The following is a 21,134-nucleotide window of genomic DNA, read 5'->3' on the forward strand; positions in this document are numbered from 1 at the left end:
GGTTTAAGTATTTACCATTTCTGGCAAAAGCCATTACTGCACATCACCGTTCTGCAAAGACACCAAGGGAGGCGTAATGAGCAAGAAGATCGCAGTCTTAATTACTGATGAATTTGAGGATTCAGAATTCACATCCCCCGCAGCCGAGTACCGCAAGGCCGGTCATGAAGTGATAACCATCGAGAAAGAGGCCGGTAAAACCGTCACCGGCAAACAGGGCGAGGCGAAAGTCACCATAGATAAGGCAATCGATGAGGTGAGCCCGGCAGACTTTGATGCCCTGCTGCTGCCTGGCGGCCATTCGCCGGACAGCCTGCGCGGCGACGATCGTTTCGTCACCTTCACCCGTGATTTTGTTAACAGCGGTAAACCGGTATTCGCCATCTGCCACGGGCCGCAACTGCTGATCAGCGCTGATGTGATCCGCGGGCGTAAGCTCACCGCCGTGAAGCCGATTGTTATCGACGTGAAAAACGCCGGGGCGGAGTTCCACGATCAGGAAGTGGTAGTGGATAAAGATCAGCTGGTGACCAGCCGCACGCCGGAAGACCTGCCCGCGTTTAACCGTGAGGCGTTACGCCTGCTCGGCGCGTAGCCAGACGAGCTTTTTACCGAAGCCCAGGGTGTTGTCAGTGAACTTGATTTCATCAAGACGGATCTCCCACAGCGGGGAGGACATCACCCTGGCGACCGGAAAGCGGCGGTTGTAGCGCTCGCGCAAAGCCTCGCTTTCCGGCTCTTCCACCAGCCGTAACTCACCTGCAAATTGCACGCCGCGTATCAGCGCCACGGTTTTGGTTTGTCCGTTGACCGTGCCCGCCACGCGCGCCAGCCGCCCGGCCATTTCACCATGTCGGCTTTTGGTATCGCTTAACAGATAAAAGGCTACCCGCTCGCGATCGTAGATATAAAACGCGTTCGCGCACCAGAGCGCGTCTTCACGGCCAACACAGTAGGTGACGACATGTTGCTTAGCCAGCCATTTGCTGATGGCGTCGAGAGCGTCCATTGGTTCTCCTGTCAGGAATAATCGTGCTAAGGTGCGCCCAGTTGTGACTGTCGCTGATATTCATTATGGAAGAATGGTTTCTTTATCTGATCCGCAGCCCCGATAACCGGCTCTATACCGGCATTACCACCGATGTGGCGCGCCGCTTCGCCCAGCATCAACGCGGTAAGGGGGCTAAAGCGTTGCGCGGCAAAGGCGAGCTGACGCTGGTGTTCAGCGCGCCTGCGGGCACTCGCTCCGCGGCGCTGCGCGCCGAATACCGCATCAAGCAGCTGACAAAACGGCAGAAAGAGCAACTGGTCGCGGGGGAGCTGGCGTTTGAAGCGATGACTGACGCGCCGCAAACGCCGTGAAATCAGAAGCGGTTAAAGTGGTCGTGGTATTCCACGCGGCCATGCACGCCGTCGAGCGCGTCATCCGCGAGACGATGCACCTGGAATGCCGCTTCGGCGCCCGGCCAGCGGCAATGGAGATCGTAGCGTGCGGCGGGCTCAAAGCCCAGACGGTTGTAAAACTCCGGCGAGCCCAGCGTCACCACTGCCGCGTAGCCGAATTCATTCAGCGAATCGAGCCCTTCGTAAACTAACTGTCGGCCAATTCCCTGCCCGCGCCAGCCGTCGTCGACCGCCAGCGGCGCAAGGCCCAGCCATTGACGCTCTTCGCCCGCCACGGTGACGGGGCTGAAGGCGACGTAACCGACGACCTGACCTTCATCGTCTGTCGCGACTAACCCCAGAGTCAGCAGCCCGTCTTCACGCAGCGCGTGCACCAGCTCCGCCTCGCCGTCGCGGCCGAACGCGCGGCGAAGTAAAGCGTCGATGCCCGGCGCATCAATGGGGATTTCTACACGAATCAGCATGGTTCACCTATGGAAGTTGCTTTGGTTAGCGGCGAGACATTAAGCCCGGCTTCAACGAAGTCCGCCAGTTGCAGCAGCAGCACGCGCAGCGGTTTTGGCATGGCGTCGAGCTCAATGGCGTCCATCAGATTCTTCACATATAACCCTAATTCAGTATCGCCTTCAATCACCAGACGACGCTGGAAGAAAAGCGTGTCGGGATCCTGCTTACGCGCGGCTATCATCAGCAGATCGGCGGCGTCGGCGCGGAACATGACATCTGCTTCGGCCTGTTCGCGCACGATAAGCGCGTCGTTTTCCACTGACGTGAACCAGCGCAGGCCGATGTCGCGCACTTCAATGCCGAGCCAGCGGCCTTCGAGAAATGCCAGCTCGTCGTCCGCCAGCGCCTGACGGAATTGCCAGCCGAGCAGTTGCTCCAGCGCCTGACGCTTGAGCGCGAACGGCGTCAGCGCAACCGGCGCTCTGAGAAGCGAAGGGCCAAGATGTACCAGACAGGAACACAGATTCTTCAACACGGGCTTTTCTCCTTGCCAAATCACAGTGGCCGTTATTGTGCCATATCAACCAGATGAGATAGCGGCTCAAATCAAGCTTTGCGCCTTCGCAGGTACCCCTTTATAGATGCCATCAATACGACATTAGCTGCCTTAAATCAAAAATTGTCGCGGACGGGTTAACTAAAATCGCCGTTCGTTAACAATTCCGCTGCCTTTGCGCAGCGTGCAGGCCAGACATGGCCTGCTTTATTTTCAGGACACGCTATGGAGTTGCTTTGCCCCGCCGGTAACCTTCCGGCTCTGAAGGCGGCCATCGATAATGGCGCGGATGCGGTCTATATCGGTCTGAAAGACGATACCAACGCCCGCCACTTCGCCGGCCTGAATTTTACCGAGAAAAAACTACAGGATGCGGTGAGCTATGTGCATCAGCATGGCCGCAAACTGCATATCGCCATCAATACCTTCGCCCACCCGGACGGTTATGACCGCTGGGAGCGCGCGGTGGATATGGCCGCGCAGCTCGGCGCCGATGCTCTGATCCTCGCCGATATCGCGATGCTGGAATACGCCGCGACGCGCTACCCGCATGTGGAGCGCCATGTGTCGGTGCAGGCATCCGCCACTAACGAAGCCGCCATCCGCTTTTATCAGCGTCATTTCGACGTGGCCCGCGTGGTGCTGCCCCGTGTGTTATCCATTCATCAGGTGAAACAGTTAGCGCGCGTCACGCCGGTGCCGCTGGAAGTATTCGCCTTCGGCAGCCTGTGCATTATGGCGGAGGGCCGCTGCTATCTCTCGTCTTACCTGACCGGCGAATCGCCCAATACCGTGGGCGCCTGTTCGCCTGCCCGCTTCGTGCGCTGGCAGCAGACGAACAACGGGCTGGAATCGCGCCTTAACGACGTGTTGATCGACCGTTATCAGGAAGGCGAAAACGCCGGTTATCCGACGCTGTGCAAAGGCCGGTATGTGGTGGACGGGCAGCGCTATCACGCGCTTGAAGAGCCCACCAGCCTGAATACGCTGGAACTGCTGCCGGAGCTGCTGGCGGCCAATATCGCCTCGGTGAAAATCGAAGGGCGCCAGCGCAGCCCGGCTTATGTAAGCCAGGTGGCGAAGGTCTGGCGTCAGGCCATCGACCGCTGCAAAGCCGATCCGCAACATTTTGCGCCGCAACCGGCCTGGATGGATGCGCTCGGCGCGATGGCCGAAGGCACACAGACGACGCTTGGCGCGTATCACCGCAAATGGCAGTAAGGAGAGCAGAGTGAAATATTCGTTAGGACCAGTGTTGTACTACTGGCCGAAAGCCACGCTGGAGAGCTTTTATGAGGCGGCGGCGAAGAGCAGCGCCGATGTGATTTATCTCGGCGAAGCGGTGTGCAGCAAACGACGCGAAACCAAAGCCGCCGACTGGCTGGCGCTCGCCAGAACGCTCGCCGCCAGCGGCAAACAGGTGGTGCTCTCAACGCTGGCGCTGGTACAGGCGCCGTCTGAACTGAACGAACTGAAGCGGTATATCGACAATGGCGAGTTTCTGATTGAAGCTAACGATTTTGGCGCCGTCGGGCTGGCGGCGGAGCGTGGGTTGCCGTTCGTGGCCGGCCATGCGCTGAACTGCTACAACGCCGTCACGCTGCACCTGCTGCTAAAAGAGGGCATGACGCGCTGGTGTATGCCGGTGGAGCTGTCGCGCGACTGGCTGGTAAACCTGCTCGATCAGTGCGACACGCTGGGTATCCGCAATGCGTTCGAAGTGGAAGTGTTGAGCTATGGCCATCTGCCGCTCGCTTACTCCGCGCGCTGTTTTACCGCACGTTCGGAAGACCGCCCGAAAGACGAGTGCGAAACCTGCTGCATTAAATACCCCACCGGACGCAGCATGCGCTCGCAGGAGAATAGCCAGGTGTTTGTGCTAAACGGCATCCAGACCATGAGCGGCTATGTCTATAACCTCGGCAATGAACTCGCCTCAATGGCGGGGCTGGTGGATATGGTGCGCCTCTCGCCGATGGGCATGGAGACGCTCACGATGCTCGACACGTTCCGGGCCAATGAAAACGGCACCGCCCCGCTGCCGCTGGCCGCGCACAGCGACTGCAACGGCTACTGGCGCAGGCTCGCCGGGATGGCGCTTCAGGCGTAAGAAAAGGCTCACTTTGTTAACAGCATTTCGCGCGGGTTCATGCAGTATGAATGGACAGCTTTCCGGCTGGCCCGCGGGCAAAATTCCCCAAATGCGCCAGGCTGGAAGAAGACCTTCAATCTGATAGCTATGCTGTGATTAAGTGAGCCGTTATGTCTGATAAATCTGTTGTGCCTTTCTCGGTGCTCGATCTCGCGCCGATCCCGCAAGGCGCCTCCGCCCGTGAGGCGTTCCATCACTCGCTCGATTTAGCGCGCCTCGCAGAGAAGCGCGGCTATGATCGCTACTGGCTGGCGGAGCACCACAATATGACCGGCATCGCCAGCGCGGCGACGTCGGTGTTGATTGGTTATCTGGCCGCCAATACCACGACGCTGCGCCTGGGCTCTGGCGGCGTGATGCTGCCGAACCATGCCCCGCTGGTGATAGCCGAGCAGTTCGGCACGCTTGACGCGCTCTATCCGGGCCGTATCGAACTGGGCCTGGGCCGCGCGCCGGGCAGCGATCAGCGCACCATGATGGCGCTGCGCCGCCATATGAATAATGACATCGACAACTTCCCGCGCGATGTGAAAGAGCTGACAGACTGGTTCGACGCCCGCGATCCGCACCCGGCGGTGCGCCCGGTGCCAGGCTACGGCGCGAAACTGCCGGTATGGCTGCTGGGCTCCAGCCTCTACAGCGCGCAACTCGCCGCGCAGATGGGGCTGCCGTTCGCATTCGCCTCGCATTTCGCGCCGGATATGCTGTTCCAGGCGCTGCATCTCTACCGTACGCATTTTCAGCCTTCTGAACGGCTGGAGAAACCGTACGCGATGGTATGCATCAATATCGTCGCCGCCGACAGCAACCGCGACGCGGAGTTTCTCTTTACCTCGATGCAACAGGCGTTTGTGAAGCTGCGCCGTGGCGAAACCGGTCAACTGCCGCCGCCGATTGACTCGATGGAGAGCTTCTGGAGCCCGGCGGAGCAGTACGGGGTTCAGCAGGCGCTCAGCATGTCGCTGGTAGGCGATAAAGCGAAAATCCGCCACGGGTTGATGTCGGTGCTGCGTGAAACCGATGCGGACGAAATCATGGTTAACGGTCAGATTTTCGACCACGACGCGCGTCTGCATTCGTTCGATCTCGCCATGCAGGTGAGAGAGGATTTACTAAACTCATAGCCTTACCCCGCCCTCTCCCGCAGGAGAGGGCGAAAAACGCGAGTTACTGATAGACCGGCAGCAGGTCGAAGCTTGAAAGCAAATGCACCAGCGCGTTGCCCAGCCCGAAGAGCAGGATCAGCGCAATCATGCCGTTGCCGCCCCAGACGCGAAAACGCGGGCTGCCGAAGCGCTGACGTGACGCGCGCGCCAGCAACGCCGGTACGATGGCCGCCCAGATTGTCGCGGCGAGCCCCGCATAACCAATCGCATACAGAAACCCGTTTGGCCAAAGCAGGCCGCCCGCCATCGGCGGCAAAAATGTCAGCAGCGCCGTCTTCAGCCGTCCGCGCGGTGAATCGTCAAACCCGAAAAGATCGGCCAGATAGTCAAACAGCCCCAGCGTCACGCCAAGAAACGAGCTCGCCACTGCAAAGTTAGAAAACACGATCAGCAGTACGTCGAGCGTCCGGCTGTTCAGCACGTCGCTCAGCGCGCTCACCAGCACGTCAATATTGCCGCCCGCTTTTGCGATGCCGATAAATTCCGGACGCGGAATATTGCCCATGGTGGCCAGTAGCCAGACGGCGTACAGCGCCAGCGCGATCAGCGTTCCCCAGACCAGACAGCGAATAATTGTGCCGGGTTCTTTGCCGTAGTATTTCATCAGGCTCGGCACGTTACCGTGGTAGCCGAACGACGCCAGACAAAATGGCAGCGTCATCAGGACGTACGGCGTGTAGCTCGGGCTCGCCTCCAGCGTGTTCATTAGCGTAGCGGGTTCGACATGGCCCAGCAGGCCGCCGAACGTCAGGAAAAAGGTAATGACTTTGCCGCCGAGCACAATCGCCGTCATCCGGCTGACCGCGTGGGTAGAGAGCCAGACGATAAACGCGACGACGAGCGCGAAGCCAAACCCTGCCAGACGCGCCGGTACGTCGAGCGCCATGCCGGCAAGCGTGTGGTGGATCACCGAGCCGCTCGCCGAGATATAGGCGTACGTCAGGATATAGAGCACAAAGGCGACCGCCGCGCCGTTAACCACGTTCCAGCCTTTGCCGAGCAGGTCGCGGGTCATGGTGTCGAAGCTGGCGCCGATGTGGTAGTTGAGATTGGCTTCCAGCAGCATGAGCCCGGAATGGAGCATGCAAAACCAGGTAAACAGCAATGCGAGCAACGACCAGAAAAACCACGCACCGGACATCACCACGGGCAGGGAGAACATTCCCGCGCCGATGATTGTACCGGCGATAATCACAACGCCGCTGACCAGAGAAGGCGAGGCGCTGCGGGCAATAAGTGTGGCCATAATGTTTTCCTGTGAAAAATGTTACCCGGACGACTCATTGTACCAGTACAATAGTACGCAGAGGAGAAAAAATTACGCCTCACACGAATCGTGATGTATTTCGCTGGGTTGTCGCAGTACAACAGCGTATTAATCAGCCAGTATTTCCTGGCGCAGCACGTTGATTGTCGCGACGGTACAGAGGGCGCGCGACGCGCGCCCGGTGAGAGTCAGGCGACCGGTTTGAGCCGCGCGACGAAGTGGCGCAACACGGGCGGCTCATAAGTGAAGGTCAGTCCTTTGATTTTGCTCGCCCGTTGCTTCACGCTTATCAACGCATCAGCGATATAGTCCATGTGATCATTGGTGTAAACACGGCGGGGAATGGTCAGGCGCAGCAATTCCATCGGCGATGACTTCTGAAGACCGGTTTGCGGGTCGCGCCCCAGCAGTAGCGAGCCGATTTCCACGCTGCGTATTCCCGCTTCCAGATAGAGTTCGTTATTAAGCGCGTGCGCCGGGAATTGCTCGGGTGGAATGTGCGGCAGCAGGAGCTTCGCGTCGACGAACACCGCGTGTCCACCGGTGGGGTACTGGATCGGAATATCGCCCGCGCGCAGCCGCTCGCCGAGATACTCCACCTGATTAATGCGGTAGGCGAGGAAATCTTCGTTGGTGCCCTCTTCCAGCCCAATCGCCAGCGCTTCCATATCACGGCCGGCCAGCCCGCCGTAGGTGACAAAGCCCTCCATCGGCACGCAGCGAATACGCACATCGTTAAACAGTGCTTCATCTTCCCGGAAGCAGCACAGGCCGCCGATATTCACCATCGGATCTTTTTTGGCGGACATCGTCAGCATGTCGCCATACTGGTACATCTCGCGAATAATTTCCTTCACGCTTTTATTTTCATAGCCCGGCTCGCGCTGCTTAATAAACCAGGCATTTTCACAAAACCGCGCCGAATCGATGACCACCGGAATATTATGCTTGCGCGAAATCTCATAGACTTCGCGCATATTCTGCATCGAGACCGGCTGCCCGCCGCTGCTATTACAGGTAACCGTGGTAATAATGGCCGCCACGTTTTCCGCGCCGTGCTCCTGTATGGTGGCTTTAAGCTGGTCGATATCGAAATTGCCTTTCCAGTCGTACCAGGAGACGGTATCAAAGGCTTTCGGTGTCACGACATTAATGGCGCGTGCGCCGTTTAATTCCACATGCGCGGCGGTAGTATCAAAATGGAAATTAGAAATAAATACCGGGCGGCGGGACTGCGTTCTGGCTATCAGGCTCGGGAAAAGGATCTGCTCTGCGCCGCGCCCCTGGTGGGTGGGGATAGTGTATGGATAACCGATGATTTCTTTTACTTTTTCGCACAGATGCTGATAGTTTCGCGACCCGGCGTAGGCTTCGTCGCCCATCATCAACCCGGCCCACTGGCGGTCGCTCATGGCGCCGGTACCGGAATCAGTCAGCAGATCAATATAGACATCCTGGCTGTTTAATAAAAAGGGATTGTAACCCGCCTCTTCCAGCGCGTTTACGCGATCCTGCCAGGTGGTCATGCGGATGGTTTCGACCATTTTAATACGAAAAGGCTCAGGAATACGTTTCATGTTAATTCTCCGGCATACGTCGCCCGCAGGTGGTCTGAATAACAGCGTCAGAAAGACCTTACCCGCAAGGGCAATAATTTTAAAAAAGAGAGGTATAAAAAATGCGGAGAAGAATTAACGCGGGAAGTCGTCAGAAATGCGGTGATCGAGATTATACCAGGCGTTCAAACCGCCTCGCTGAATGAGGCGATACGACAGAGACAACACATTCATTACATCGTCCTCTGCGGGTTACAGGTCTGTTAAAAATATCCGTTAATGGATATTTATCCGTGACTGATTCCACAAAAGAACAATGTCAGCTTAAAATCGTTCAGTAAAATGCATTTTATAAAATCGCACCCATAAAAAAAGCCCCGAACGTGTCGGGGCTTTTTATCAGATTAACGGTGCTTATGCATCGCTGAAGCGACGACGGCCGGTTGCGTCATCACGACGCGGGCCACGGCCACCTTCACGACGCTCGCCGCCGAAGCTACGACCGCCTTCGCGACGTTCGCCGCTGAAACGACGGCCTTCGCCACGACCACCTTCACGACGCTCGCCGCCTTCACGACGTTCACCGCCGAAACCACGGCCGCCGCCAGCAGGACGACGATCGCCACGCGGCTGTGCATCGCCCATCAGCTGCATATTCATCGGCTTGTTCAGAATACGCGTGCGGGTGAAGTGCTGCAGCACTTCGGTCGGCATGCCTTTCGGCAGTTCGATCGTAGAGTGCGACGCAAACAGCTTGATGTTACCAATGTAACGGCTGCTGATATCACCTTCGTTGGCGATTGCGCCCACGATGTGACGTACTTCAACGCCATCATCACGGCCCACTTCGATGCGGTACAGTTCCATATCGCCTGCGTCACGACGCTCGCGACGCGGACGGTCTTCACCGTTACGATCGCTGCGCGGGCCACGGTCGTTGCGGTCGCCACGGCGCTCGAAACGATCGTCGCGATCGCGGAATTCGCGCTTCGGACGCATCGGCGCATCCGGCGGCAGGATCAGCGGACGTTCGCCCTGCGCCATTTTCAGCAGCGCGGCAGCCAGCGTTTCCACATCCAGCTCGCCTTCCGGCTGAAGCTTGGTCAGCAGCGCGCGGTACAGATCCAGATCGCTGCTTTCCAGCTGCTGCTGTACTTTCGCGGCGAATTTTTCCAGACGGCGTTTGCCCAGCAGCTCTGCGTTCGGCAGCTCAACTTCCGGAATGGTGAGCTTCATGGTGCGCTCGATGTTGCGCAGCAGACGACGCTCGCGGTTCTCAACGAACAGCAGCGCGCGGCCAGCACGACCTGCACGGCCGGTACGGCCGATACGGTGAACGTAAGACTCGGAATCCATCGGGATGTCGTAGTTCACCACGAGGCTGATACGCTCAACGTCCAGACCACGTGCCGCAACGTCGGTTGCAATCAGGATATCCAGACGACCGTCTTTCAGACGCTCCAGCGTCTGCTCACGCAGCGCCTGGTTCATGTCACCGTTCAGCGCGGCGCTGTTGTAACCGCTGCGCTCCAGCGCTTCAGCCACTTCCAGGGTCGCGTTTTTGGTGCGCACGAAAATGATCGCCGCGTCAAAATCTTCCGCTTCGAGGAAACGCACCAGCGCTTCGTTTTTACGCATACCGTATACAGACCAGTAGCTCTGGCTGATGTCCGGGCGCGTGGTAACGCTGGACTGGATGCGCACTTCCTGCGGCTCTTTCATAAAGCGGCGGGTGATGCGGCGAATCGCTTCCGGCATGGTCGCGGAGAACAGCGCAGTCTGATGTTCAGCCGGGATCTGCGCCATGATAGTTTCGACGTCTTCGATGAAGCCCATACGCAGCATTTCATCGGCTTCGTCCAGTACCAGACCTTTCAGGTTAGAAAGATCCAGCGTACCGCGCTTGAGGTGATCCAGCAGACGGCCCGGCGTACCGACCACAATCTGCGGGCCCTGGCGCAGTGCGCGCAGCTGCACGTCATAACGCTGGCCGCCATACAGGGCCACGACGTTTACGCCATGCATATGTTTAGAAAAATCCGTCATCGCTTCGGCAACCTGAACCGCCAGTTCGCGGGTCGGTGCCAGCACGAGGATCTGCGGCGCGCGCAGAGTTTCGTCAATGTTGTTAAGCAGCGGCAGAGAGAACGCCGCGGTTTTGCCGCTACCGGTCTGGGCCATACCCAGAACGTCGCGACCACCCAGCAGATGCGGAATACATTCTGCCTGGATGGGAGATGGTTTTTCGTAACCCAGATCGTTAAGGGCTTCAAGGATAGGAGCCTTCAGGCCCAGATCAGTAAAAGTGGTTTCGAATTCAGCCATGTAGTACGAGTGCCTCAGAATTAATGGCGGCCAGTCTACATAACTCATCGTGAAAATTTTCTGCAATTTTCATTAAAAGTGTGAACCGGCTCAAAGTAGGTGTATTAACGAACAAACAAGCCCTCACCGGCTAAGGTGATGACTTTTTAGTAAAAATCCGTGGGCTGAAATGTTCGTCAGCTATTGCTGGTCCGATTCTGCCAGGTCATCTTGCTCCTGGCCCAAGAGCGCTAATTCCAACAATGCATAACGGTGCTCAACGAAGTTGTGTACGTTGTTAGCGACCGCTAATTTGAACAGTGCCGTGGCGCTGTCCTTATCCCCAGACTTAGGTAGTACTTACCTAAATAGAAGTTGGTTTCACTGAGATGCTCAGCGAGCGAGGTGTTATCCGTTGCGTCTGCCTTCAGGCGTTCCATTAACGTTTTTTCGCTAATGTCGCCGAGCCAGAATTCGACAATGTTCCATCCCCACTGTTCTTTGTCCGATTTCTCAAAGCGTTCTTGCAAGGCCGCTTTGGCCTGTTTCTCATCCAGTTTGCTTTCAGCAAGGAAGAGCCACAGACTACGGAAAGGATCATTGGGATCGTCGTGATAAAACGCCAGCAGATCATCTTGCGCTAATCGGTAACGTCCGCCGTAGTAGAGGGCGATACCGCGATTTAAATGCGCGTAGTTGTAAGTTGGATCAAGCTCTAGTACAGAATCAAACGCTTCATAGGCAGCATCAAAATTGCCTGCCTGCGTTAAATAAATGCCTAAGTAGTTGAATACTTCAGGCATATCGGGGCGGATAGCCAGCGCTTGTGAAAAATCATTCCGCGCCAGTGCCCGCAAACCAAGACTATCATACAACACTCCGCGCTCATATAAAAGCTGCGCGCGTTCATCATCGGTTAAAGCCCGACTTGCGAGGATCTGCTCCATGCGTGCGAGGATCACTTCTTGCTGCAAGGCCGGTTGCAATGGCACCGCCAGGACTTCACTCTTACGCCAGGCAGAGTTGCTGCATCCTGCCAGCGTGAGTGCTGTCGCAACGAAACACCAGCGCAATAAAGGCTTCATTTCCCACTCCCGAAGACAACAATTGGATGAACGTCCTGTCCCCCGGCTGCAAACGGGACATCCTGCCCCGTATCAAATGGCTCTCCGTGTCACCACGGAGAGCTAAATGGCAAACCTTACTCGGCTTCCGGCGCAGCAGGGGTTGCTGCTTCCTGAGTCTGCTCGGTCGCTTCTTTGATGCTCAGACGGACGCGACCCTGGCGGTCAACTTCCAGTACCTTAACCGGTACTTCCTGACCCATCTGCAGATAGTCGGTCACTTTCTCAACGCGTTTGTCAGCGATCTGAGAGATGTGCACCAGACCTTCTTTACCGCCGCCGATAGCGACGAAGGCGCCGAAGTCAACGATGCGGGTCACTTTACCGTTGTAGATACGGCCCACTTCGATTTCTGCGGTGATCTCTTCGATACGACGAATAGCATGTTTCGCTTTCTCGCCGTCGGTCGCTGCGATCTTCACGGTACCGTCATCTTCGATTTCGATGGTAGTGCCGGTTTCTTCGGTCAGCGCACGAATCACAGAACCGCCTTTACCGATCACGTCTTTGATCTTGTCCGGGCTGATCTTGATGGTGTGAATACGCGGTGCGAACTGGGAGATATCGCCACGCGGCGCGTTGATAGCCTGTTCCATTACGCCAAGGATGTGCAGACGCGCACCTTTAGCCTGGTTCAGTGCAACCTGCATGATCTCTTTGGTGATGCCTTCGATTTTGATATCCATCTGCAGCGCAGTGATACCTTCACGAGAGCCTGCCACTTTGAAGTCCATGTCGCCCAGGTGGTCTTCGTCACCCAGAATGTCGGACAGTACGACAAAGTTTTCGCCTTCTTTCACCAGACCCATCGCGATGCCCGCGACTGCGGCTTTAATCGGCACGCCTGCGTCCATCAGCGCCAGAGAAGCGCCACACACGGAAGCCATGGAAGAAGAACCATTGGATTCGGTGATTTCAGACACGACACGTACGGTGTACGGGAAGCGATCGGCTGCCGGCATAACTGCCAGTACGCCACGCTTCGCCAGACGACCGTGACCGATTTCACGACGCTTCGGAGAACCGACCATGCCGGTTTCGCCGACAGAGTACGGAGGGAAGTTGTAGTGGAACAGGAAGCGGTCAGTACGCTCGCCCATCAGCTCGTCGATGTTCTGCGCGTCGCGCTCGGTGCCGAGGGTCGCGGTAACCAGCGCCTGGGTTTCACCACGGGTGAACAGCGCGGAGCCGTGAGTACGCGGCAGTACGCCAGTGCGCACGTCCAGACCACGAATCATGTCTTTTTCACGACCGTCGATACGCGGTTCGCCCGCCAGCACGCGAGAACGTACAACGTTTTTCTCGATAGCGTGCAGGATGTCGCCCAGCTCATTTTCGTCAAGCTGATCGCCTTCTGCCTGCTCAGCCTGCAGTGCCGCGATAACGTCCGCTTTGATAGCGTCGATCTGGCTGTAACGTTCTTGTTTGTCAGTGATGCGATAAGCGTCGCTCAGGCGAGACTCTGCCAGCGCTTTAACGCGCGCATTCAGCGCTTCGTTAGCGGCTTCTGGCTGCCAGTCCCAGCGCGGTTTGCCCGCTTCTTTCACGAGGTCGTTGATATTCTGGATAACAACCTGCTGCTGCTCGTGGCCGAACACTACGGCGCCCAGCATCTGATCTTCGCTCAGCAGTTCAGCTTCGGATTCCACCATCAACACGGCGCTTTCGGTACCGGCAACGACCAGATCCAGTTTGCTGGATTTCAGTTCATCCTGAGTCGGGTTCAGTACGTACTGATCGTTGATGTAACCCACACGCGCGGCGCCAATCGGGCCGTTGAACGGGATACCAGACAGAGACAGCGCAGCGGAAGCGCCAATCATCGCCACGATATCCGGGTTAACCTGCGGGTTAACGGAAACGACGGTCGCAATAACCTGAACTTCGTTAACGAAGCCTTCCGGGAACAGCGGACGCAGCGGGCGGTCAATCAGACGCGCGATCAGCGTTTCGCCTTCGCTCGGACGACCTTCACGACGGAAGAAACCGCCAGGGATACGGCCAGCAGCGTAGGTACGCTCCTGATAGTTAATGGTCAGTGGGAAAAAGTCCTGACCCGGTTTCGCTTTTTTAGCGCCTACCACGGTCACGAATACGGCGGTGTCATCCATGCTTACCATAACGGCAGCCGTGGCCTGACGAGCCATCATACCGGTTTCAAGAGTGACAGTATGTTGACCATACTGAAATTTGCGGACGATCGGATTAAGCAAAATTATACCCTTTCTAAATGAAGAACAGCACGCCCAAAGCCGTGCTGACAGTACCCGATCCTCTTTGCATCCTCGCGACTAATGACAACCCTGACCCGCTTATGCGGATAAAGCCTCTCATTAGCCGCGCGAACCTCTGCAACGAAGATCATACCCAGCAACAATACATGAGTTTACTCGCAATTGCTGCCGTCTGGTCGAAAAAAGGGGCCGTAAAGGCCCCCTTTTCTGAAACTCGCAATGATTAGCGACGCAGACCCAGGCGCTCGATCAGCGCAGTGTAGCGTGCTACATCTTTACGTTTCAGGTAGTCGAGCAGTTTACGACGCTGAGAAACCATACGCAGCAGACCACGACGGCTGTGGTGATCTTTTTTGTGCTCTGCGAAGTGGCCCTGCAGGTGGTTAATCTGCGCAGTCAGCAGAGCAACCTGAACTTCGGTAGAACCGCTGTCGTTCTCACCACGACCAAACTCAGAAACGATTTTAGCTTTAGCTTCAACGCTTAGAGACATTTTCAACTCCAGTTTATAAAAAATAAGGGTGCCGATCTCTAATTCAGCCACCCGGGGCTACGCCTGCATAGAGATGACGGGCGTAGTGTTAAGCCGCAATATTCTACCTGTCACGGCCTGTTATCGCAAGGTAGCGACGAGGGTTAAGCCGGATATTCCACCACCAGGCGGCGGGGCGCTACGCGGCCTTCGCTGTCGATTTCCCCCATGCCGAGAAACTTCTGCGCTTCGCCTTCCGTCACTCGCACCAGGCCTTCCGAAGGGGCGTCGCTGGCACGCACCGGGTTGCCGTTTTTAAAGTAAACGGATGACGTAAGCGGAAGATTCACGACCGGATAGTCCGAAGCGGGACTGTCCATCGGCATCAACAGCGGATCAAGCAGCTCAGAGGGCGCGATATCCTGCTGCTGCGCCTCTTCAAGCAGCGCGTTAAGCTGCTCCAGCGTTACCATGCGCTCAACCGGATACTTACTGACCGTCAGACGGCGCAGATAGGTTACATGCGCGCCGCAGCCGAGCTTTTCGCCCAAATCGTCAATAATGGTGCGAATGTACGTGCCCTTTGAGCAGTGCACCTCAAGCTCCAGCTCATTGCCCTCATGGCGAATAAACAGCAGTTCATAGACGGTTATCGGGCGCGCTTCACGCGGCACCTCGATGCCCTGACGCGCATATTCGTAGAGCGGTTTACCCTGATACTTCAACGCCGAGAACATCGTCGGCACCTGCAGGGTGTCGCCGCGAAAGCTTTCCAGCGCATCCTGCAGCGCCTGCTCGCTAAACGTGACCGGACGCTCTTCCACTACGGTGCCGTCAGCATCAGAGGTGTCGGTGCGCTGCCCAAGCCGCGCAACCACCCGGTAACGCTTATCTGAATCAAGCAGGTATTGGGAAAATTTGGTCGCTTCGCCGAGGCAGACAGGCAGCATGCCGGTCGCCAGCGGATCCAGCGCGCCAGTATGTCCGGCGCGATTGGCGTTATAGAGACGTTTTACTTTTTGCAGTGCGTCGTTGGAGGAGAGCCCCTGCGGCTTATCCAACAGCAATACGCCATGCACATCGCGACCGCGACGACGAGGACGACTCATTATTCCTCCTTGTCGTCGTCCGGATTCACGCGACGCTCTTCGTCGTGTTTTACTACGCTGCTGACCAGGTTGGACATGCGCATCCCTTCCACCAGCGAGTTATCGTAGAAGAAGGTCAGTTCCGGCACGATGCGCAGGCGCATCGCTTTGCCCAGCAGAGAGCGGATGAAGCCAGACGCGTCCTGAAGCGCTTTGATGCCCGCTTTTACAGCCGCTTCGTCTTTATCGTTCAGGAACGTTACGAACACTTTGGCATACGCCAGATCGCGGGAGACTTCTACGCCCGATACGGTGGTCATCAGACCTACGCGCGGATCTTTGATTTCGCGCTGCAGGATGATGGCAATCTCTTTTTGCATCTCCTGCGCGACACGCTGAGGGCGACCAAATTCTTTCGCCATAATAAATTCTCCAGACAAAAAAGGGGCTATTAGCCCCTTTTGAATATTCATACCGGGTGGCGCTTCGCTAACCCGGCCTACAAATGTGCACCTGCCCCCAGCCCTGCGACGCCATGCGCAGGGCGTGAGAGGATTAGTCGATGCTGCGCTGGATCTCGATGATTTCGAACACTTCGATCATATCGCCAACGCGAACGTCGTTGTAGTTCTTCACGCCGATACCACATTCCATGCCGTTACGGACTTCGTTAACGTCATCTTTGAAGCGACGCAGGGATTCCAGCTCGCCTTCATAGATAACCACGTTGTCGCGCAGAACGCGGATCGGGTTGTGACGTTTAATTGTACCTTCGGTAACCATACAGCCCGCGATAGCGCCGAATTTCGGCGATTTGAATACGTCACGAACTTCGGCCAGACCGATAATCTGCTGTTTCAGCTCAGGCGACAGCATGCCGCTCATAGCCGCTTTTACTTCGTCGATCAGATTATAGATGACGGAGTAGTAACGCAGATCCAGACTTTCCGCTTCGATCACGCGGCGCGCAGAGGCGTCGGCACGAACGTTGAAGCCAACCAGAATCGCGTTGGATGCGGCAGCCAGCGTCGCGTCGGTTTCGGTGATGCCACCCACGCCCGAACCCACAATCTTCACCTTCACTTCGTCGGTGGAGAGCTTCAGCAGGGAGTCGGAGATCGCTTCTACGGAGCCCTGAACGTCGGCTTTCAGCACGATGTTGACTTCGTGAACTTCGCCCTCGGTCATGTTCGCAAACATGTTCTCGAGTTTGGATTTCTGCTGACGCGCCAGTTTCACTTCGCGGAACTTGCCCTGACGATAGAGAGCCACTTCACGCGCTTTCTTCTCATCACGGACGACAGTCACTTCATCACCTGCGGCAGGCACGCCGGACAGACCCAGAATCTCGACAGGAATGGACGGACCCGCTTCCTGGACTTCCTGGTTCAGTTCGTTACGCATCGCACGCACGCGGCCATATTCAAAGCCACACAGCACGATATCGCCTTTGTTCAGCGTACCTTCGCGAACCAGAACGGTAGCGACCGGCCCACGACCTTTATCCAGGAAGGATTCGATAACCACGCCGCTCGCCATACCTTTACGCACAGCGTTCAGTTCCAGTACTTCGGATTGCAGCAGGATGGCGTCCAGCAGCTCATCGATACCGGTGCCTGCTTTCGCCGAAACGTGGACGAACTGGCAATCGCCGCCCCACTCTTCCGGGATGATGCCATGCTGAGACAGTTCGTTTTTAACACGATCCGGATCGGCGTCTGGCTTATCGATTTTGTTCACTGCCACAACAACCGGCACTTTCGCCGCTTTGGCGTGCTGGATTGCTTCGATGGTCTGCGGCATCACGCCGTCGTCCGCCGCGACAACCAGAACCACGATATCCGTAGCCTGCGCACCACGAGCACGCATTGCGGTAAACGCGGCGTGGCCCGGGGTATCCAGGAAGGTGATCATGCCGTTATCGGTCTGTACGTGGTACGCGCCGATGTGCTGGGTAATGCCACCCGCTTCGCCCGAAGCCACTTTCGTAGAACGGATGTAGTCGAGCAGTGAGGTTTTACCGTGGTCAACGTGACCCATGATGGTCACGACCGGCGCGCGCGGCTCAGCCTGAGCGCCCATATCACGGTCGCTCATTACCGCTTCTTCCAGCTCGTTTTCACGACGCAGGATAACCTTGTGGCCCATCTCTTCAGCAACCAGCTGCGCAGTTTCCTGATCGATAACCTGGTTGATGGTCGCCATCGCGCCCAGCTTCATCATCGCCTTGATAACCTGAGAGCCTTTTACGGCCATCTTGTTAGCCAGCTCAGCGACGGTGATGGTTTCGCCGATAACGACATCGCGGTTAACTGCCTGAGCCGGCTTGTTGAAGCCCTGCTGCAGGGAGCTGCCTTTGCGCTGTTTGCCGCCTTTGCCGCCGCGAACGGCTGCACGGGCTTCTTCACGATCCGCTTTGGATTCGGAATGCTTGTTGCTCTTCTTCTGGCGTGCGACTTTCGCCGGACGCGCGCGACCACGGCCGCCTTCTACTTCGCGATCGCTGTCATCTTCTGCCTGACGCGCGTGCTGAGAAGTAGTGACGTGATAGTCGCTGCTGTCTTCAGATTCTTCTTCGCTGCCGCTTTCCCATTTTGTCGCGTTCTCTTCAGCCATACGACGGGCTTCTTCCGCTACGCGACGGGCATTTTCTTCCAGCTTGCGACGCGCTTCTTCTTCGGCCTTGCGCTTAAGTTCAAGGGCTTCGGCTTCGCGGCGGGCTTTTTCCGCCTGAGCAGCTTTGCTCACTTCGTCAGTTTGTTGATTGCTCACTTTGCTCGTTTCCGCAGCTTCACGTTTCGCTTTATCAGCGGCATCGCGTTTAGCCTGTTCTTCAGCTTCACGTTTAGCCTTATCGCCAGCTTCACGTTTGGCTTTTTCCTCTGCCTCGCGTTTGGCAGCTTCCTCTGCTTCACGACGGGCCTGCTCTTCCGCCTCACGCTTCGCCTGTTCTTCCGCGGCGAGACGCTCTGCCTCTTGCGGATCACGTTTTACAAAGGTGCGTTTTTTGCGGACTTCGATCTGTACCGACTTACTTTTCCCGCCGGTACCCTGAATATTTAAAGTACTGCGCGTTTTGCGCTGTAAAGTCAACTTATCCGGCCCTGAACCATGTTCGCGGTTCAGGTGCGCCAGTAAGGCTTGTTTCTCTTGTGCCGTCACAGAGTCTTCAGCGGACTTCGGGATCCCTGCATCAGCGAATTGCTGTACCAGGCGGTCCACGGAGGTCTGAATCTCTGCGGCCAGCGCTTTTACGGTTACATCAGTCATGCTGTTCCTTCCTGCTACAGTTTATTACGCTTCGTCGCTAAACCAGCGGATGTTACGAGCGGCCATGATAAGCTCACCGGCTTTCTCATCGGTCAACTCTTCGATATCCGCGAGGTCGTCCACGCCTTGATCGGCGAGGTCATCAAGCGTACACACACCGCGAGCAGCGAGTTTGTAAGCCAGCGAGCGATCCATACCTTCTAGGTTAAGCAGATCGTCAGCCGGCTTGTTATCGCCGAGGCTCTCTTCCTGAGCCAGCGCCAGGGTGGTGAGCGCGTTTTTAGCGCGTTCGCGTAATGCTTCCACGGTCGGCTCATCCAGGCCGTCGATTTCCAGCAGCTCTTTCATCGGCACATAGGCCAGTTCTTCGAGCGTGGAGAAGCCTTCTTCCACCAGAACCGTGGCGAACTCTTCATCAATGTCGAGATACTTCGTGAAAGTATCAATGGCGGCATGCGCTTCAGCCTGATGCTTGGCCTGGAGGTCTTCAACGGTCATCACGTTGAGTTCCCAGCCGCTCAGCTGTGAAGCAAGGCGCACGTTCTGTCCGTTACGGCCGATAGCCTGCGCCAGATTACCCGCCTCGACGGCGATATCCATGGTGTGCTTATCTTCATCCACCACGATAGACGCGACGTCTGCCGGCGCCATAGCGTTGATAACGAACTGTGCCGGATTGTCATCCCACAGCACGATATCAATACGCTCGCCGCCAAGCTCGGTCGATACCGCCTGAACACGTGCGCCGCGCATACCTACGCATGCGCCGACCGGGTCGATACGCTTGTCGTTGGTTTTCACCGCGATTTTAGCGCGTGAACCCGGATCGCGAGCCGCCGCTTTAATTTCAATCACTTCTTCGCCGATTTCCGGTACTTCGATGCGGAACAGCTCGATCAGCATCTCCGGCTTGGCGCGAGTGACGAACAGCTGAGCGCCGCGCGCCTCAGGACGGACAGCGTACAGCACGCCGCGAATGCGGTCGCCCGGACGGAAGTTTTCACGCGGCAGCATGTCTTCACGCAGGATGACCGCTTCGGCGTTGCTACCGAGGTCCAGCGTGATGTTTTCGCGGTTAACTTTCTTCACCACACCAGTGATGATTTCACCTTCATGCTCGCGGAACTGGTCAACGACCATCGCGCGTTCAGCTTCACGGACTTTCTGTACGATGACCTGTTTGGCGGTCTGCGTCGTGATGCGGTCAAACGTTACGGATTCGATCTGATCTTCCACGTATTCGCCGACATTCAGGCTCGGATCTTCATAACGCGCCGCTTCCAGCGTGATTTCGCGAGTAGGCTGGGTGACTTCTTCAACAATTACCCAGCGGCGGAACGTATCGAAATCACCGCTTTTACGGTCGATGCTCACGCGAACATCGATCTCTTGTTCATATTTTTTCTTGGTTGCCGTAGCCAGGGCGCTTTCCAGCGCTTCAAAGATTTTCTCGCGCGGAACCGCTTTTTCGTTGGAAACTGCTTCGACAACAGCCAAAATTTCTTTATTCATCAGGGGCCTTCGCCTCAATCCAGACTGTTAAAATTGGGGTACCAGGTTCGCTTTCTGGATGTTGCTCAGCGCGAACACTTCATCTTTGCCGTCAACTGCAACGGTAATCATTTCACCATCAACGGCTTTAATGATCCCCTGCCACTTACGACGATTCTGTACCGCCATACGCAGTACCAGCGTCACCTCTTCGCCAGTGTAACGGGCGTAATGTTCGGCAGTGAAGAGAGGACGGTCGAGGCCAGGCGAGGAGACTTCCAGGTTGTAAGCCACCGTAACCGGGTCTTCGACATCAAGAACGGCGCTAACCTGGTGGCTGACATCAGCACAATCGTCAACAGTGATGCCATCTTCACTATCAATATAGATGCGCAGCGTCGATGTGCGACCGCGAATGAATTCGATGCCGACGAGTTCGTAGCCCAGCGCTTCCACCGGTGCCGTAATCATCTCTGTTAATTTTTGCTCTAATGTGGACAAGCCCACCCCCAGGACATAAAAAAAGGGCATAAAGCCCAGTTATTCTTTAGCCAGATAACAAAAAACCCCGATAAATCGGGGCTTTTAATAACTGAACCCTGT

The 21,134-nt window shown here is 56.6% G+C and carries 20 protein-coding genes and 1 pseudogene; 5 read left to right on the forward strand and 16 right to left on the reverse strand.

The features are described 5' to 3' along the window. Window positions 1-76 precede the first annotated feature (76 nt). Window positions 77-595 (forward strand): type 1 glutamine amidotransferase domain-containing protein, encoded by a 519-nt coding sequence (locus BJP61_RS19185; RefSeq protein ID WP_038865461.1) that lies wholly within the window; start codon window positions 77-79, stop codon window positions 593-595. On the opposite strand, the gene BJP61_RS19190 is transcribed toward BJP61_RS19185, so the two are convergent. Next, a complete protein-coding gene (locus tag BJP61_RS19190; protein WP_038865462.1) occupies window positions 575-1,009 on the reverse strand; it encodes a YhbP family protein in 435 nt (144 codons plus the stop codon). The genes BJP61_RS19185 and BJP61_RS19190 overlap by 21 nt on opposite strands. A 65-nt stretch (window positions 1,010-1,074) precedes the next feature. On the opposite strand from BJP61_RS19190, the gene BJP61_RS19195 reads away from it, so the two are divergent. Then, window positions 1,075-1,362 (forward strand): GIY-YIG nuclease family protein, encoded by a 288-nt coding sequence (locus BJP61_RS19195; RefSeq protein ID WP_038865463.1) that lies wholly within the window; start codon window positions 1,075-1,077, stop codon window positions 1,360-1,362. Between the two features lie 2 nt (window positions 1,363-1,364). Here the strand turns inward: BJP61_RS19195 and BJP61_RS19200 are convergent, their stop codons facing one another. Further along, the gene (locus BJP61_RS19200) at window positions 1,365-1,868 is read right to left on the reverse strand and encodes an N-acetyltransferase (protein WP_038865464.1); all 504 of its coding nucleotides are present in this window, start codon (window positions 1,866-1,868) and stop codon (window positions 1,365-1,367) included. Continuing rightward, window positions 1,862-2,386 carry an SCP2 domain-containing protein gene (locus BJP61_RS19205; RefSeq protein ID WP_171999102.1) on the reverse strand — a complete coding sequence of 175 codons (525 nt, stop codon included), beginning with the start codon at window positions 2,384-2,386 and terminating at the stop codon, window positions 1,862-1,864. Before BJP61_RS19205 ends, BJP61_RS19200 begins: the two co-directional genes overlap by 7 nt. Window positions 2,387-2,632: 246 nt before the next feature. Between BJP61_RS19205 and BJP61_RS19210 the strand changes: the two genes are divergently transcribed. From BJP61_RS19210 to BJP61_RS19220, 3 genes are all read left to right on the forward strand, one after another. Next, entirely contained in the window at window positions 2,633-3,628 is a 996-nt protein-coding gene (locus tag BJP61_RS19210; protein WP_171999104.1) for a peptidase U32 family protein, read from the forward strand. A gap of 10 nt (window positions 3,629-3,638) precedes the next feature. Next, window positions 3,639-4,517, forward strand: coding sequence for a U32 family peptidase (locus tag BJP61_RS19215; RefSeq protein ID WP_171999106.1), 879 nt, complete (start codon window positions 3,639-3,641; stop codon window positions 4,515-4,517). Window positions 4,518-4,669: 152 nt separating this feature from the next. Beyond that, on the forward strand, window positions 4,670-5,683 hold the full coding sequence (locus BJP61_RS19220) for an LLM class flavin-dependent oxidoreductase (protein WP_038865470.1): 1,014 nt from the start codon (window positions 4,670-4,672) through the stop codon (window positions 5,681-5,683). Window positions 5,684-5,726: 43 nt separating this feature from the next. On the opposite strand, the gene mtr is transcribed toward BJP61_RS19220, so the two are convergent. The 13 genes and pseudogenes from mtr to rimP all read right to left on the reverse strand — a co-directional run bounded on the left by mtr (window position 5,727) and on the right by rimP (window position 21,032). Then, complete coding sequence (mtr, locus tag BJP61_RS19225; protein WP_038865473.1) at window positions 5,727-6,971, reverse strand: tryptophan permease; 1,245 nt, start codon at window positions 6,969-6,971, stop codon at window positions 5,727-5,729. A 209-nt stretch (window positions 6,972-7,180) separates the two neighbouring features. Continuing rightward, complete coding sequence (tnaA, locus tag BJP61_RS19230; RefSeq protein WP_171999108.1) at window positions 7,181-8,569, reverse strand: tryptophanase; 1,389 nt, start codon at window positions 8,567-8,569, stop codon at window positions 7,181-7,183. A gap of 114 nt (window positions 8,570-8,683) precedes the next feature. Beyond that, on the reverse strand, window positions 8,684-8,782 hold the full coding sequence (gene tnaC, locus BJP61_RS19235) for a tryptophanase leader peptide (RefSeq protein ID WP_071603743.1): 99 nt from the start codon (window positions 8,780-8,782) through the stop codon (window positions 8,684-8,686). 180 nt (window positions 8,783-8,962) lie between these two features. Further along, window positions 8,963-10,873, reverse strand: coding sequence for a DEAD/DEAH family ATP-dependent RNA helicase (locus BJP61_RS19240; protein ID WP_171999110.1), 1,911 nt, complete (start codon window positions 10,871-10,873; stop codon window positions 8,963-8,965). Then, window positions 10,866-10,946, reverse strand: a complete 81-nt coding sequence (yrbN, locus tag BJP61_RS19245; RefSeq protein ID WP_097563900.1) for a protein YrbN — start codon at window positions 10,944-10,946, stop codon at window positions 10,866-10,868. Before yrbN ends, BJP61_RS19240 begins: the two co-directional genes overlap by 8 nt. Window positions 10,947-11,053: 107 nt before the next feature. Next, window positions 11,054-11,937: pseudogene (gene nlpI, locus BJP61_RS19250) on the reverse strand (lipoprotein NlpI). Between the two features lie 116 nt (window positions 11,938-12,053). Continuing rightward, window positions 12,054-14,189: a polyribonucleotide nucleotidyltransferase gene (gene pnp, locus BJP61_RS19255; protein WP_038865485.1), complete on the reverse strand. Its 2,136-nt coding sequence runs from the start codon at window positions 14,187-14,189 to the stop codon at window positions 12,054-12,056. 244 nt (window positions 14,190-14,433) lie between these two features. Further along, window positions 14,434-14,703: a 30S ribosomal protein S15 gene (gene rpsO, locus BJP61_RS19260; RefSeq protein ID WP_004385056.1), complete on the reverse strand. Its 270-nt coding sequence runs from the start codon at window positions 14,701-14,703 to the stop codon at window positions 14,434-14,436. A 143-nt stretch (window positions 14,704-14,846) separates the two neighbouring features. After that, window positions 14,847-15,791: a tRNA pseudouridine(55) synthase TruB gene (gene truB / locus BJP61_RS19265; RefSeq protein WP_171999112.1), complete on the reverse strand. Its 945-nt coding sequence runs from the start codon at window positions 15,789-15,791 to the stop codon at window positions 14,847-14,849. After that, a complete protein-coding gene (gene rbfA, locus BJP61_RS19270; RefSeq protein WP_075192488.1) occupies window positions 15,791-16,192 on the reverse strand; it encodes a 30S ribosome-binding factor RbfA in 402 nt (133 codons plus the stop codon). Before rbfA ends, truB begins: the two co-directional genes overlap by 1 nt. A 133-nt stretch (window positions 16,193-16,325) precedes the next feature. Continuing rightward, complete coding sequence (infB, locus tag BJP61_RS19275; protein WP_038865491.1) at window positions 16,326-19,040, reverse strand: translation initiation factor IF-2; 2,715 nt, start codon at window positions 19,038-19,040, stop codon at window positions 16,326-16,328. 24 nt (window positions 19,041-19,064) lie between these two features. Continuing rightward, window positions 19,065-20,552, reverse strand: a complete 1,488-nt coding sequence (gene nusA, locus BJP61_RS19280; protein ID WP_038865493.1) for a transcription termination factor NusA — start codon at window positions 20,550-20,552, stop codon at window positions 19,065-19,067. 27 nt (window positions 20,553-20,579) lie between these two features. Beyond that, window positions 20,580-21,032 (reverse strand): ribosome maturation factor RimP, encoded by a 453-nt coding sequence (gene rimP / locus BJP61_RS19285; RefSeq protein ID WP_007673151.1) that lies wholly within the window; start codon window positions 21,030-21,032, stop codon window positions 20,580-20,582. Between the last annotated feature and the right edge of the window lie 102 nt (window positions 21,033-21,134).

The organism is Cronobacter sp. JZ38 (genome assembly GCF_008932145.1).
Lineage (GTDB): Bacteria > Pseudomonadota > Gammaproteobacteria > Enterobacterales > Enterobacteriaceae > Cronobacter > Cronobacter muytjensii.